Annotated in this window: 8 protein-coding genes; 4 read left to right on the forward strand and 4 right to left on the reverse strand. The window is 67.2% G+C overall.

Features of this window, described 5'->3' with window-relative positions:
- Nucleotides 1–428: 428 nt before the first annotated feature.
- Entirely contained in the window at nucleotides 429–839 is a 411-nt protein-coding gene (locus EDF34_RS17145; RefSeq protein WP_123372730.1) for a hypothetical protein, read from the reverse strand.
- A gap of 136 nt (nucleotides 840–975) precedes the next feature.
- Here EDF34_RS17145 and EDF34_RS17150 point away from each other — a divergent pair, with 136 nt between their 5' ends.
- The 4 genes from EDF34_RS17150 to EDF34_RS17460 all read left to right on the forward strand — a co-directional run bounded on the left by EDF34_RS17150 (nucleotide 976) and on the right by EDF34_RS17460 (nucleotide 8,273).
- Nucleotides 976–1,467 (forward strand): hypothetical protein, encoded by a 492-nt coding sequence (locus tag EDF34_RS17150; protein ID WP_148076678.1) that lies wholly within the window; start codon nucleotides 976–978, stop codon nucleotides 1,465–1,467.
- Between the two features lie 194 nt (nucleotides 1,468–1,661).
- On the forward strand, nucleotides 1,662–1,919 hold the full coding sequence (locus tag EDF34_RS17155) for a hypothetical protein (protein WP_199737961.1): 258 nt from the start codon (nucleotides 1,662–1,664) through the stop codon (nucleotides 1,917–1,919).
- A gap of 328 nt (nucleotides 1,920–2,247) precedes the next feature.
- Nucleotides 2,248–4,395 (forward strand): DEAD/DEAH box helicase, encoded by a 2,148-nt coding sequence (locus EDF34_RS17160; RefSeq protein WP_123372732.1) that lies wholly within the window; start codon nucleotides 2,248–2,250, stop codon nucleotides 4,393–4,395.
- Between the two features lie 176 nt (nucleotides 4,396–4,571).
- Nucleotides 4,572–8,273: an NACHT domain-containing NTPase gene (locus EDF34_RS17460; protein WP_148076679.1), complete on the forward strand. Its 3,702-nt coding sequence runs from the start codon at nucleotides 4,572–4,574 to the stop codon at nucleotides 8,271–8,273.
- A gap of 164 nt (nucleotides 8,274–8,437) precedes the next feature.
- On the opposite strand, the gene EDF34_RS18050 is transcribed toward EDF34_RS17460, so the two are convergent.
- The 3 genes from EDF34_RS18050 to EDF34_RS17180 form a co-directional block, all read right to left on the reverse strand.
- Entirely contained in the window at nucleotides 8,438–10,102 is a 1,665-nt protein-coding gene (locus EDF34_RS18050) for an Ig-like domain repeat protein (RefSeq protein ID WP_370450096.1), read from the reverse strand.
- A 1,450-nt stretch (nucleotides 10,103–11,552) separates the two neighbouring features.
- Nucleotides 11,553–13,064 carry a fibronectin type III domain-containing protein gene (locus EDF34_RS17175; protein WP_123372735.1) on the reverse strand — a complete coding sequence of 504 codons (1,512 nt, stop codon included), beginning with the start codon at nucleotides 13,062–13,064 and terminating at the stop codon, nucleotides 11,553–11,555.
- A gap of 37 nt (nucleotides 13,065–13,101) precedes the next feature.
- Complete coding sequence (locus tag EDF34_RS17180; protein ID WP_123372736.1) at nucleotides 13,102–14,562, reverse strand: dicarboxylate/amino acid:cation symporter; 1,461 nt, start codon at nucleotides 14,560–14,562, stop codon at nucleotides 13,102–13,104.
- Nucleotides 14,563–14,669: the final 107 nt, after the last annotated feature.

Below are 14,669 nucleotides of genomic sequence, written 5' to 3' on the forward strand. Positions count from 1 at the left end.
GTTGAAAACCATCCGAAACCCGCTCACGCATCCGAGTGACAACGATGAACTAGATCAGGTTGCGTGGTTTAGCGCCGTTGTAAATCTCTTGCCGGACGGTAGCGTCGAGCGACTAGTTGACCCGCGCTTTGAACAGCACGATGCCGCGATGGCCTATCACGAGGCGTTGACAATGTTTCTGAGGGCGCGCTTAAGAGACTAGGGGGCGAAATTCGGGCGAGGCGACACCCCCCCGGATGACCTCGTCGTGATCTATGTTGGGCGACGGTCTCGCTGGGCGAGGCTGATTGGGTGATCTGGCCGCCCCTCTGGTGGGATCCACGGGAAGGTCGTGGTCGTCCCGCCCGCCGCATGACCAGCCCGGTCACCGTCGTCGTCGTGCTGCACCGTCGCGGCCTCAGCCCTGTCCCCGAGGCCGCGACGGTCCGTCAGGCGAAGAACTCGCCCCAGCGAACGTCGCCCTCGACGAGCAGCACGATCCGGCCGTCGTCGCTGCGGTACTCGGAGATGCTGCCGTGAGCGCGCTTCGTCCGTCGGATGGTCGGTCGCCCCGACGCGGCCATCCTCGCGACGTCGGCCTCGTCGAACCACGTGAGCCCGCAGAAGCCCCCGCAGCCGCACGGGTCCCAGGCCGCGATCGCGCCTCCAGCGCCGGCAGCCCGGGCGTAGTCCGACGAGATGTCGGTCGTAGCCATGACGTAGCGGCGCCTGTCCGGTGCGAGCACGGTGCCGTCGGGGTAGATGCCAGGCTCGGTCGGCTCAGGAGGGACAACCTGCGGCGACGACTTCACAGCGTCGACGATCTCGCTGAACGACGGCTGACGGCGCTGCTTGCCCATGGTGGAAGTATCGCCAGGGAGTCCAACGCAAACCCCGCACCAAGACCGCGTGAGAGCGAGGGCCATCAGCATCTGCACGTGCGCTCACGATCCTCGCCGGCGCCGCAACACCTCACCCATGGGCGATGCTTTGCGGATGAGCCGTTGGTCGCTTGCCGCAAGATCGATGCGCGCGGCCGGGCATGGCACGTTCTACGTGGTCATGACTGTTTGCTTCATCGCATTCGTCACGATGGGCGTGACCTCGTGGCTGGACGAGCACCGGCCCGTCTACTGGGGCACGTTTCACACGACCACGGTCACGTGCGATCCCGGGCCGCGAGGTGGGTGCACCACGCACGGGACCTGGACCAGCGACGACGGGCGGCTCGTGAGGTCCGACGTCATGTTGGACGGCTCAGCGAGCGATGGCGGCACCACCCGAGCGAGCTACAAGCCCGGCGGCGCGATGGGCGACGACGAGAACAATGTGGTGCACACCGCAGCCTGGACGAATGCCGGGCTTTGGCTGCCATGGGCCGCGGCAGCGTTGGCCGCGGTTGGCGTTGGTTGGTACCGGCGCAAGTGGCGCCGGGAGGCCGCGGGCCGATCACGGCGATGCCGCACATCGCACGGGCCATCGCGCTGACCCGCAGCAACACACTGTGCGCCTGGGCAGATTCGAACTGCCGACACCCGCTCTAGGAGTTCGCTCCGGGTTCGCCCGCAGCGCGCTGACCTGCAGAAATACATGACAGTAGTTCCTCAAGTGCGGCACTTCCACGCCCGCTGCTGACCACACGCTGACCACGCCGCGTCAGCACCGCGGCCGGTGGCGTCGGCTTGCTCGTGGATCGAGGGCTGCTCGCTCAGCGCCACGCGCTGCGCGACGTCACCATCACCGCGGAGGGGCGGCCCGTCCTGGCCGCAGTCTTCCCGGGGCACGTCGGACTTCTCGACGACCTGCTGTTCGCCGCCCTGTCCCGCGCCGACATCGAGACGCTCGCCGACATCCTCGGGCGCGCGCGCGACCACATGCGTCAGACACCGCCCCGGTCAGCGGCGCCCCGGCGCCGGAAGAAGGCGGACCCCGCGGGCTAGACCGTTCGGGGTCCGTCTCGACACGAGGGGCCGCGGAACACGTCGCGCGGCGGGCCGTTGTTGTAGGTTGACGCTAGTTCCGGTCACCCCACGCATCGACTGCACGGGTCTTGTCGGGAGCCGCAGACCCGCAGGTCGCCACCGGTCGTTCTCTGGCCGTCGAGCCCTTGCGAGCTGACTGCGGCGTACAACCCGGCCGTGGCCGGATGGATGACGCACGTCATCGGCAGCATGGGCGCAGGCCCGAGGGTCAGTGCACGCGAGCACGCTGCCGCGATGACGCAGCGCGCTGTGCCGCGTTCGCGGTGCGGGTGGTGAAGGAGGAGAAGTGGCACGAGCAGGCCAGCGCGGGTCCAGTCGCACCCGGACGGAGCCTGGCGCCCAGCGCCGCCGTACTCCCGCGCGCCCGAGCGAGCAGGGGATCATCCCCGTCCTCGCCGAGATCGCCCGCGACGTCGACAACGCCGTCCGGAAGCCGCCGACCCGCGCCGCGGTCCGCACGCAGTTCCAGGTCGTCGCGCTGATCGTCCGCGAGGAGCGTGCGCGCGTCATGGGCGACAGCACCCTTACGTCGTCGAAGCGCACCGAGCAGCTCAAGCGCCTCGACGGCGTCGCGACGCAGCTGGCCAAGACCGCTGCCCGCGACACCTCGCTGCTCGAGCTGCTGGCCGACGACGCCCGGATCTCCGAGGCTGCGCGCACCTACAAGGCGACCGTGATGCGCGCCGGCGGGATCGAGCCGCCCGACGAACCCGAGCCTGTGGCACCCGTCGTGCGGTCGACCGAGGTCGTGCCCCGCGTCGTCCCGCAGTCGGTCATCTCGCGTCAGCTGTCCAACCCGTTCCTCGCCCCCGACTACGAGGCTGCCGCAGAGCGGATCGCCGCGCGGCCTCGTCGGCTGGCCGGCTGGGAGCTGCTCGAGCCGCTGTTCCGGTCCTTCGAGTACGCCGCCACGGGCGCTCCTGCGTGCATGGACCTGCCCGAGCCCCGCGGCGGCCGCGCGCCGCTCGGCCGCGAGCTCATGAACCACCAGGCCCAGGTCGTCGAGGCCGCCGCGCGCGGTCACCGCACCTTCCTGCTGGCCGACGAGCCGGGCCTCGGCAAGACCGCGCAGGCGCTGCTCGCCGCGCAGGCGGCCGACGCGTTCCCGCTGCTCGTCGTCGTGCCGAACGTCGTCAAGACGAACTGGGCGCACGAGGTCGGGCTGTGGACGCCGTCGCGTCGCTCCACCGTCGTGCACGGCGACGGCGACCAGGTCGACGCGTTCGCCGACGTCGTGATCGTGAACTACGAGCTCCTGGACCGGCACGTCGGCTGGCTCGGCACCCTCGGATTCCGCGGGATGGTGGTCGACGAGGCGCACTTCATCAAGAACAAGTCGTCGCAGCGCTCCCAGCACGTCCTGGCGCTGTCCGAGCGGATCCGGTCCCGCACGGCCCGTCCGCTGCTCATGGCCCTGACCGGCACGCCGCTGATCAACGACATCGAGGACTTCCGGGCGATCTGGCAGTACCTCGGCTGGATCGACGACACCATGCCGCTCGGCGCGCTGATGACGGCGCTGGAGGAGACCGGCCTCACCCCGGCCGACCCCGGCTTCTACGCCGCCGCACGTGCGGCCGTGATCGACATGGGCATCGTGCGCCGCCGCAAGATCGACGTGGTCGCCGACATCCCGGCCCGCCGGGTGGCTGACCTGCCCGTCGAGCTCGACGGCGCCGTCGGACGCTCGATCCGCGCCTCGGAGGAGGCGCTCGCCGCGCGACTCGTCGGGCGGTACCGGGCTGCCGTCAACTTCCTCAGCGGCGACGCCGCCGTGGTGGGCATCGACCGCGACCTGGTCCGCCGCGTCGCGGCGGCCGAGCTCAAGGACTCCAGCTCGAAGGCCAAGGGCGAGAACGTCTTCACGATGGTCCGCCGCATCGGCCAGGCCAAGGCCGGGCTCGCCGCCGACTACGCAGCGCAGCTGGCCCGCAACGTCGGCAAGGTCGTGTTCTTCGCCAAGCACATCGACGTACTGGACCAGGCCGAGCAGACGTTCGCCGACCGCGGCATCCGGTACTCCTCGATCCGCGGCGACCAGACGACGAAGGTCCGCGACAAGAACATCGCGGCGTTCGTCGACGACCCCGAGGTCTCGATCGCCGTCTGCTCGCTGATGGCCGCCGGTGTGGGCCTGAACCTGCAGGTCGCGTCCAACCTGGTGCTCGCCGAGCTGTCCTGGACCGACGCCGAGCAGACCCAGGCCATCGACCGCATCCACCGCATCGGGCAGTCCGAGCCCGTCACCGCGTGGCGGATCATCGCCGCGCAGACCATCGACGCCAAGATCGCCGAGCTGATCGACAGCAAGTCGGCCCTCGCGGCCCGGGCACTGGACGGGATCGGCAACGAGGACGCGGAGACGACGGACGTGCAGCTCGAGGCACTTGCCGGGCTGCTGACGGACGCGCTGGTCGCCGACGCCGTGATCTGAGGGCCGGCTATCGGCAACTGCAGCCCAGCTGGCGCGCGATCGGCGATCGAGTTGGGATAGCGAAGTCGGCACCACAGGCTTCAGTTCCGCAGTACTCTGCCGTCGTCAACGAATGCCTCTACGGATACCAACCGGTGCCTGCTGGGGCCAAGCCAGAGGGAATCGGACGGCAGGCAATGGGCTATCTCTATGAGAACAGCAATCCTGAACGCTTCCAACAACTGTGCCAATCGCTACTCCTAAGTGACTTCCCATCGCTCCAGTGTTTACCGGTTGGCCAGCCTGATGGCGGTCGCGACGGCTGGGATCCGGCGACAAAGACAGTTTTGCAAGTGAAGTTTAAGCGGAAGGAAGAGCCCGCCGACGCGAAGTGGATGATTTCCGCGTTGGAAGGCGAGCTGCCGAAGATTAAGCGCCTGATTGTGATGGGCGCGACAAACTACGTGATGATTACGAACGCACCCGGAACGGCCCACAGCGGGGGCGGCAGCATCGACTTGGTCCAGGCTTGGCTCGACGAAAACGTTGCCATTTCCGCCATGTGCTTATGGCGTGACGACGTCGACCGGCGAATCGACGCTGCGCCGCTGGGGCTCAAGCTAAAATACGCTGAACTTCTTTCACTCGAGGACGGCATCCAACTTGCTTTAGAGGGTCCGCTCGGCCCACTCGATCACCATCGCCACTCGGTCGTCAGAGCGTTCGTCGCTTCGCAGTTCGACGCCGATTCGCTCGTGAAATTCAAGCAGGTCAATCTATCGAACGAACTGCTGGATCTTTTCATCGACGTTCCGATCGGTTTTCCAACGGATCCTGCGGAACGCAATCGCAGCGGCCACGCCAGACTACCTCAGCAGTTTCTCGAATCGCTCATCGAGGGGGCTGCGGGCCTCGAATGGATGCCTGCAGAACTGAAACAAGACGAGAAATTCTACGCTCACACGATGCTGAATCTGTTGTCTGGCATGGATATCGGCGCGGCGCAGGTTCTTCTGGGGCAGGCTGCCCAAGACCATCTGAGGTGCATTGTTTTGGAGGGCGCCCCGGGTCAGGGAAAGTCGACGCTAGCTCAGTATGTCTGCCAGGTTCATCGAGCGCGGTATTTGAATAAATCCGTGTGGCTGGCGAGAATACCCGAAGCGCACAAGAGAACAGCCTTCAGAATCCCGATCAAAATCGACCTGCGGGATCTTGCTTCTTACCTCGAGGGTCACGCACCATACGGCCGGGCAGAGACGGCGTCCGGACCGCTGTCGCTCGAGGGATTTGTGGCGAGTCTGATCTCCGGTACGACGGGTGGCCTCACATTTAGTGTTGATGACACATTTCGACTCCTCACATCGTCGCCAGTTCTGTTGTTTCTGGACGGCCTGGACGAGGTCGCCGACATTGAGCAGAGACGCGAGCTGGTCGAGACAATCGTCGACGCACACAACCGCTTGGTGACCACAGGCGGCGATTTGCAGGTTATCGTGACGAGCCGGCCTTCAATCTTCGGGAAAGCACCGAGCTTCCGCCGGGGCGGATTTGCGACTCTCCGGCTCGATCGCATAGACGACAAGAGGATTGATGAGTACTCGAAGAAATGGGCTATTGCTCGCGGACTAGATGCCGTCGAGGCATCCACGATCAACAAGATCCTTGCATTAAAGCGACAACTAGAACACATTCGCTACTTGATGCAAAATCCCATGCAGCTCACGATCCTATTGAGCCTAATTCACTCTGTGGGACATTCGCTTCCGGACCAACGGACCGACCTTTATCGGCGCTACGTAGAACTCTTCCTTACGCGCGAGGCTGAAAAGTCGACGAGCGTGCGGGAACACCGCATGGTCCTAATCGGATTCATCCAACACCTTGCCTGGTTGCTGCAAAGCCAAGCTGAAAGCAGTCGAGGTGCCGGGAGTATATCGGCCAGCAGTCTGCAGGACTTGGCCCGGCAGTACTTGTCGGAGCGCTCGCATCCGCTGGATCTTGCAGACGAACTCTTCAGCGGCGGATTAGAACGGATCTTCGTGCTTGTTCAACGCATCGAAGGACTATATGAGTTCGAGGTGCAACCGCTGAGAGAATTCTTTTGCGCCAGGCATCTGTACGAAACGTCACCGGTGGGTACATATCGCGATACGCAACCCCGAGGTGATCGAGCGCAACGGTTCGAAGCAATCGCCGCGAGCCCGTTCTGGCTAAACGTCACCCGGTTCTATGCGGGTTCCTACGAGAGCGGGGAGATCGGTAGCCTCGTTTTAAGCGTTAAGGAGCTAGTGAAGACGGGCGACCCAGCCCAGGCGATCCATGCGCGCCGTGTGGGATCTGCCCTATTGCAGGACTGGGTGTTCAGCAACAAAAAATACGCCCAGGCGGAGCTGATCGACGTAATCACGGACCCGTTGGGCTTAGATATCCTAACAACCCAAAATCGCTACACTGACTCTGAGGTGCGTTTAGCCGCAGACTGCGGACAAGACGCCCTGCGGGCTCGCGTTTTTGCTCGCATGGCGCAACTGCCTCGGAGTGTGCGGGCGTCGCGATATGCTCGGCTGTTGCGTGCCAATGGCGGTGAGTTGCTCTACAAGGACTTCTTGAACTCTCTCGAAGGCGCGCAAGGGCACGACTTGACGAATCGCATTCGACGAATGGCTCTCAGTGGATCAACGCAGGGTTTGTCGCCAAGCGAAGCTCTCTCCCTTATTTCCCGCGATGCACCCAGTGCCGACCAACTGTTGGAGCGGGCGCTGTCGTTGCTGGCTTTCGAAAGTCGGGCCGCGCTCGGCTCGCCGGAAATTGTCGACTGCATTCTGCAGGGCGCCCTAAACGGCTACACCGAGACAATCGCACCAGGTGCGACGTGGCTGGGCGCCTTCCTAGGGATGGTGAGTCTATCGCCGACCGCCCTATTTGAATCTCGGAACGAACGTCCCGAAGCTAGCTTGTACGTGCGTGATAGTACGCCCCCCGAAGTCGTGTCGTTTGTGCGTAACATCGGCGAGCGCCTCCAGTCGACTGAGGATGCCGTGTATTTTAATGCCGAGCCCGTTGAACTCTGGGGTGCAACGGCGGATGCTCTACGCGAGGTTTTTGGAGACTGTTGGGCTGCTATGTCCATTGCCGTACGGACGGCCGGCCTGCAGCGCCCGTTGTCGGCGGGTGCAAGCGTTGGCCTTTTCGATGCTGCGGCGTCTATCTGTGCCCGGGCCCGGGTCGCGCGCCTTCGTCGTGGAGGGCCGACGTGGTGGCTTACACAACTCGACAATGCGGCGCACGCTTTGGACCGCAGGTTCTGGGCTGCCCTGGTTCTGGCATGGGCGAGTCCTTCGAACGTCGCAGCATTGCGCGAGGAAATCATCACAATCCTCGGCGAATTGAACGATCTTGAACTTGCCGCTTTCGTCCGTACCCTCAGGGCGACTGGCCGAGGTTCGCGACCCAGGTCAGATCGACGAGCCGAGTCTGAAATCCCCTGGGGAGCCTACGCGCCCCGCTACTGGTTGGCGCTCGCCGCTGGCTTTAGGGTGTCGGCGGATCGCGTCCCATGCACGTCGGGCGCCGGACCGGACGAATTATCGCGGTGGATGGATCATGAGGATTGGTTGGCCAGGGCGCAGTCTTTGCGCCTCGAGGATGGCATTCCGGGGGTAGACGCATGGCTGGAGGCGATCGAAAAAATTCCTGATCATGGTGTTCCGTTTGCGGGGGGGCCTTTCGAGATGAGCGAGCGGGCAGCCATCACGCCCAAGCAGGCCCGGGCGCTCGCTGCTCGCGCGTCGGACTTGCCGATCGAGGTCATCGACAGTGTGGTCGCCGTGCTCGAGCGGAGTTACCGGGCGAAGCGACTGACTGTCGTGGCGGATGCTCAGGGGTGGTCGTTCGAATAGCGGCCGTCGGGTGCTTTCGTGCCCTGAAGCGCTGGTCGATTCAGGTCGGGATCGAGAGACGTTGCCGTTGTCGTCGTCACTGGGCGACTTTGCCGAGAAAGAGGGTGGTGGTGCCCGCCGCATCCGCGGCAGGCACCACCACCCCAGTGATCAGGTGGTTAGAGCTACTTCTTCACCACGATCTTCACCGTCGCCCCGGTGGCGGCGGCGTACGTGGTCGAGCCGACGTACTTCACCGACACCTTCCACGTGCCCTTCGGCAGCTTCGGGAGCGTGAACGTCGCCTTGCCGGACTTCAGCGTGAAGGTCTCGGTCGCCTTCAGGCTGCCGCTGGCGAGGGTCACCTTGACCGTGCCGGTCGCCGTGGCCAGGCCCTTGGGGGCCGTGACGCTGACCGTGGCCTTGCCGCCCTTCTTGGTGGTCGGCGCCTTGGTCACCTTGGTGGCGACCTTGGAGACCTTGCCCTTCGTGACCTTCAGCGCGGCGGTCGCCGACGAGCCGGCGACATTGGCGTTCCCGGCGTAGGTCGCCTTGAGCGCGTACGACTTGACCGCGAGCGAGGCCGGGAGCGTGACGACGGCCTGGCCGGCGCTCGTGAGCGTCGCGGTGCGGGCCGAGCCCGCGCCGGTCAGCGTGACCTTGCCGGTGATCGCCTTGCCGTTGGCGTCGGCGACCTTGACCGTGACCTTCACGGCCTTGCCGTACGTGCTGGTCTTGACCGAGGAGATCGTGGCCTTGGTGGCCAGCTTCTTGACGGTCAGGGTGAGCGATGCCGAGGTCGACGAGGTGTACGTGCTGGTCCCCGCGTAGGTGGCCTTGAGCGCGTACGACTTCACCGCGAGCGAGGCCGGGAGGGTGACGACGGCCTGGCCGCTCGTGAGCGTCGCGGTGAGCGCCGCGCCGGCACCGCTCAGCGTGACGGCGCCCGTGAGGGGCGCGCCCGCCGCGTCGGTGACCTTGACCGTGGCCTTGACGGCCGTGCCGTAGGTGCTGCTCGTGGCCGCGGAGAGCGTGACCTTCGAGGCCAGCTTGTTCACGGTCAGGGTCACCGGCGCCGAGACGGACGACGCGTAGACGCCGTCACCCGCGTAGGCGGCCGTGACCGTGTAGGTGCCGGCCGGGACCGTGGCGGGAACGGTCAGTGCCGCGGTGCCGTCCACGATCGGCGCCGTGATGGCGCTGCCCGGCAGGCCCACGAGCGAGACCGTGCCGGTCGCGCCCTCGGTCACCGTGGCCGTGTAGGCCACGGCCGTGCCGACCGACGTCGACCCGGCGCCGGTCAGGGCGACGGACGACTGCTTGCCGACCTTGAGGTCGGTGGTCGACGACGAGATCGAGTAGCCGCGACCGAGGTACTTGACCTTCCACACGTCACCGATCTGGTCCGACGTGATGGCCGGCAGCGTGATCGAGACCGGCGTGCCGGTCCGCTTCAGCGCGACCGGGGTGCCGACCTGGTGGCCGTCCTGGTCGAGGACCACGACCGAGCCGGCCGGGCTGCCGACGCCGGCGTTGCGCACCGCGTTGGCCGAGTTCGCGTTGAACGTGACGAACGGCGCGTAGCCGGCCGCCGTGACGGTGACGCTGAGCGTCGGCGTGGTGCCCGGGACCAGGTCGGTCGACGAGGCACCGTCGACCGAGACGGCCGTGCTGCTCGTGTAGTGCGTCGAGCCGAGCGAGCCGAGGACGTCGGCGTAGGCGTCGAGCGCCTCCGTGGCGAAGTCGCGCGCGTTCGTGAGGCGGTCGCTGCCCGCGGCGAGGGTGCCGTTGAGCGTGGTGTCGGGCGTGTTGGGCAGGTCGTGCCCGGCGACGTACCAGTACTCGGTCATGTACTCCGTGTACGTGCCGTTGTCGTTGGTGCGGATCGCCTGGTCGACGACCGGGGCGGCGTTGCCGAGCGCGTCCTTGTGGTTCTGGTTGTACGTGACGAGCGCGGGGACCTGGAGACGACGGGCCGTCTGGATGGCCTTCGTGGTGTCGCCGCCCGGGTAGTACTGGTTCGGGTTCGCGCCCGGCTCACCGGCCTTCGCGTACTCGGCGACGGCGTTGGGCAGGTAGGTGTTGACCAGGTCGCCGTAGAGGTGACCGGGGGCCAGCAGCTTGCCGTCGGGCGCCAGGCCCGGCACGCCGGAGGTGCGGATGTGGTCGTAGTTGGTGCCGCCGTTGCTCGTCGAGAACAGCGAGAAGTCCAGGTTGTAGACCGTCTTCACGCCGTTGGCCTGCGCGTCGGCATTGATGTGCGAGATGACCGCGCGCGTGTTGTGGCACCACGTGCCGCCGAACAGCAGCGGGACGTCGCTGTTCGCGTAGCGCGGGTTGGACAGCAGGTCGAGGGTCTCGGGGTACGAGAGCTGCTGGACGCGCCAGCCCTGCGCGTCGTCCGAGTCGGCCAGGATGGTGCCGCCGTACTTGGTCGCGTCGGTGTACGTCGCCGTGTGGCGGCGGTTGACCTCGTCCTTGTAGAACTCGAACTGCGTGTTGACGCTCAGGTCGGGCGTCGTGACCGTGCCGCCGTCGAGCAGGACCTGCGTGACGGTCGCCTCGTACGCTGCCCGCTCGGCCGGGGTGTCGAGGTCGGCGGCCGTCTTCGTCGCGGAGAGCGAGGAGACGACGCGGTCGTCGTTGCCGCTGCCGTCCTTGGCGTCCTTGTCCAGGACGACGAGGTACGGGCTGGTCACCTTGCCGTCCGTCCGGACGAACTCGGGGGCGGGGCTGTTGCCGTTGATGAGGTTGATCAGCTGGCCGCCGGTCGTCGCCTCGGGGCCCTCGTTCTGCCAGTACGTCAAGCCCGCGCCGGTGAGCTGCGTCGCGAGCTCGTTCCAGTCGAAGACGTTGAGGCTGTTGCCGTCGATGCGCGGGTTGAAGACGTAGATCTTCTTGACGCCGATGCTCGTGGCGGCCGCGTTGATCGAGCCGATCTCGGCCTGGGTGCTCGCGTCCTTCGGGTCACCGATCAGGACGGCGTACTTGCCGGCCTTGAAGCGCAGCAGGTACTTGAGGCGCTCGATCGTGATGGTCTCGAACACGTGCTCGCCGCGCTGCGAGGCGAGGGCGGGGAAGACGTCCGCGAGGTAGTCGAAGTCGACGCTGGACGTGATGGCGGGAGCCGACGGGTCGGCGCTGGCACCGGGTGCGGTGAGCGCGACGACGGGAGCGGTCGCCAGGGCGGCGACGACGATCCCGGCGATCCTGCGCCGCAGAGGGGAGCTGGACATGAGTGCAGTCATCACTTTCTCTCGCCCCGTAGGGGTGAGGGGGTGGAGGTGGCCGTGCGCGGGACTAGCGGGCGGAGCTGGGCTCGGGTGCCCGCAGGGCCTCCGAGACGGGACGAGCGGGGGACGCGATCGAGGACCCGGCGAGGAAGGCCGGGATGCTGGGAGTGCTGAGCTGCAGCGGGGGCAGGACGGCGGTCGGCGCGGGTCCGGCAGCCACGGCGGGCGTCGCGACGGCGGGAGCCGACGACGAGGCGCGGCGCGAGCCGCCCCGCGCGTAGTGCGTGACCAGCAGCAGCACGCCGGCGGCGGCGAGGGCGATGAGGATGATCAGCCCCGTGATCGGCGGCACGGTCTCGGCCGGCTCGGCGGCCGCGGCGGGCTCGTCGGCCGTGACCGGCGCGACCGGAGCGGCGGCGACGACGGTCACGGGGCTCTGCGAGATGACCGTGCCGTCGTAGGCGACGACGAAGTTGTGCGCGCCCTCGGGAGCGTCGGCCGGCACGACGACGTCCGTGCTGAAGGCGCCCGCGGCGTCAGTGGTGACCGTGGTGAGCAGGACGGGATCGGAGTGCAGCTCGATGTCGAGCGGGGCGTTCGGCGCGTAGCCCGAGCCGGCCAGCGTGACGGTCGCACCGGGCGTGACGTCGCCCGTCCAGGTCAGCGTGCCGACCACGGACTCGACCGGCGTGCCGACCGTGACCGCCTCGGACGGCGTGGAGGCCGCGGACTCGCCGACCGTGTTCACGGCGCGGACGGCTGCCCGGTAGCTGCCGTCCGGCAGGTCGGAGAACGTGTACGTGGTGGTGTCGGCGTCGACCTCGGCGCGGTTGTCCCCGCTGAGCTGGACGACATAGCCGGTCACGCTGTCGAGGTCGACGTCCGCCGACGGCTTCCACGTCACGACGATCGTCGAGCCGTCGACCGTGAGCGTCGGGGTGCCCGGCGCCGTGGGGGCGCCCTCGGCCACCTTCTCCTCGGGGTCGATCCCGAGGTCGTCGTTCGTCGTGGTCGGCGTCTTGATCGGCGTCTTGGTGCCGGGCGTGGGCGTGGTGCCCGTCGTCTTGGTGTCCGTCGGGATCGCCAGGCCCTGGGTCGGTGCCTTCGTCGTCGTGCCCGTCGGGGTCTTCGTGGGCGTCTTGGTCGGGGCCTTGGTGGGCTTCGGCGTCTTGACCGGCGTCGGGGCCTTCGTCGGGCTCGGCGACTTGGTCGGGGTCGACGTCGTCAGGTTGTAGTCCGACGGGAGGTCGTCCTCGTAGAGCACGTCGCCCGGGTTGCCCTGCCAGATGCCCGTGCTGGCGCTGCTCTGCACGATGCGGCCCTTGTACTTCGGGTTGTTCCCGTCGTACTCGTGGCAGCTGGGGATCGGCTGGCAGAACTTGTCCTCGGCGAGGCTGGTGAGCGCGGCGCCCATGTCGTCCTGGAGGCACGGCTGGTCGTCGCCGCCGTCGACCCAGGCGACGGTCGCGGCCTGGGCCTGGCTGGCCTGGGCGATCGGGAGGCCGACGGTGAGCACGCCGACGACGCCGAACGCGGCAGCCAGGCGAACGCTGCGGGTGAGGTGGGGGAGAAGGTTCACGATGAGTGGCTTTCTGGGGGAGTGGGCAGGCGGTCGGTCAGCGGGCGCCGACGCGCTCGCGCGGGCTGGGTTCGATGGCGCAGGCGCCGACGGGGAGCGAGCCCCACAGGGCGTCGTCGTCGGACTGCGCTCCGTCCGCGGGGCGGGGCTCGTCGTCCGGGGACGTGAGGGTGAGCGTGGTGACGTCGGCATCCGGTGCGTCGAAGATCGCGTCGTCGAGGCGCCCTTCCTTGCGGGCGACGATGGTCGCGGCGACCGCGGCGGAGGTGACGTTGTTCGTCGTGCGGGCCATGTCCGCCAGGGCGCTGATCGGCAGGGTGAGGATGACGACCTCGAGCGGCAGGCCGGCCGCCGCGAGCACCGTCGTCGCCGTGACCGTCGCCGTGCCGGGGACTCCCGCGGTGCCGATCGAGACGAGCAGGCCGAGGACGACGAGCACGGCGTAGTCGCTGAACCCGTACGGGATGCCGAGCGCGTTGACGGCGTAGACCGCGAGCAGGATCGGCCAGATGCCGGCGCAGCCGGGCATCCCGATCGTCGTGCCGAGCGGGGCCGTGAAGCCCGCGATCTCGGACGGGACGCCGACGCGGCTGCGCAGCAGGCTCGTGGTGAGCGGCAGCGTGCCGGCGCTGCTCTGCGTGCTGAACGCCGTCACCTGCGCGGGCAGGATCTTGCGGAAGAAGGCGACCGGGCTCACGTTGGCCGAGGTCCGCAGGAACACGCCGTTGACGAGGTACGTGTGCGCGAAGCACACGACGAACGCGACGACGAGCAGCGTGAACAGCGGCCACAGCTGGCTCGTGTCGGCCGAGACCGTCGAGGTGAACGAGGCCGTCAGTGCGAGCACCGCGTACGGGGTGAGGCTGATGACGAAGCCGACGGCGCGGTAGATGATCTCGCGCACGGCCTCGACGAGGGCCTTGAACGGGGCGACCTTCTGCGGGGCCTTGTCCGCGATGACCGAGCAGGAGACGGCCACGAGGATGCTCACGAGGATGATCGGGATGATGTTGTTCTCGGAGATGTCCTTGACGATGTTCGTCGGGAAGAAGCCGATGAGCACGTCCGTGAACGGCTTCTGGATGGAGTCGAGCGACCGCGTGTCCACGTCCGTCGCGAGGTGAGCGCCCTTGCCGAGGCCGACGAGCAGGGCCGTGCCCAGCGCGAGGAAGATCGCGACCAGGTTGAGGCTGAGCAGCCAGTAGACCGACCGTCCGCCGATCGTCTTGAGCTGCGCCGTCGACCCGAGCGACGTGATGCTCGACAGGATCGAGACGATCACGAGGGGCGCGACGATCGTCAGCAGCAGGTTGACGTAGATCCGGCCGATCGGCTGCACGTACTCGACGTGGTCGCGGAAGACGACGCCGACGGCGATGCCGAGGAACAGGCCGATGAACGTCAGCACGCTGAAGTTCACGCGCTTGCGGGCGAGGGTGAAGATGCCGGCGAACAGGCCGAAGGTGACAGCGAGTGCGGTCGCGTCCCAGACGTTCATGGGGGTGCTCCGATCATGCGAGGGTCACCCCAGGGACCGGTCAACGGTCGAGGGGGTGCCCTCCGGGGGACTGAGGGATGTCGGGCGCGGGTGCAGAAGACCTCGCG

Source organism: Cellulomonas sp. PhB150 (assembly GCF_003755175.1).
Lineage (GTDB): Bacteria > Actinomycetota > Actinomycetes > Actinomycetales > Cellulomonadaceae > Cellulomonas.

Coding starts and splice junctions, on each gene's coding strand:
- EDF34_RS17145 (WP_123372730.1), bottom strand. CDS start 839: ATGGGCAAGCAGCGCCGTCAGCCGTCGTTCAGCGAGATCGTCGACGCT.
- EDF34_RS17150 (WP_148076678.1), top strand. CDS start 976: ATGAGCCGTTGGTCGCTTGCCGCAAGATCGATGCGCGCGGCCGGGCAT.
- EDF34_RS17460 (WP_148076679.1), top strand. CDS start 4,572: ATGGGCTATCTCTATGAGAACAGCAATCCTGAACGCTTCCAACAACTG.
- EDF34_RS18050 (WP_370450096.1), bottom strand. CDS start 10,102: ATGACCGAGTACTGGTACGTCGCCGGGCACGACCTGCCCAACACGCCC.
- EDF34_RS17180 (WP_123372736.1), bottom strand. CDS start 14,562: ATGAACGTCTGGGACGCGACCGCACTCGCTGTCACCTTCGGCCTGTTC.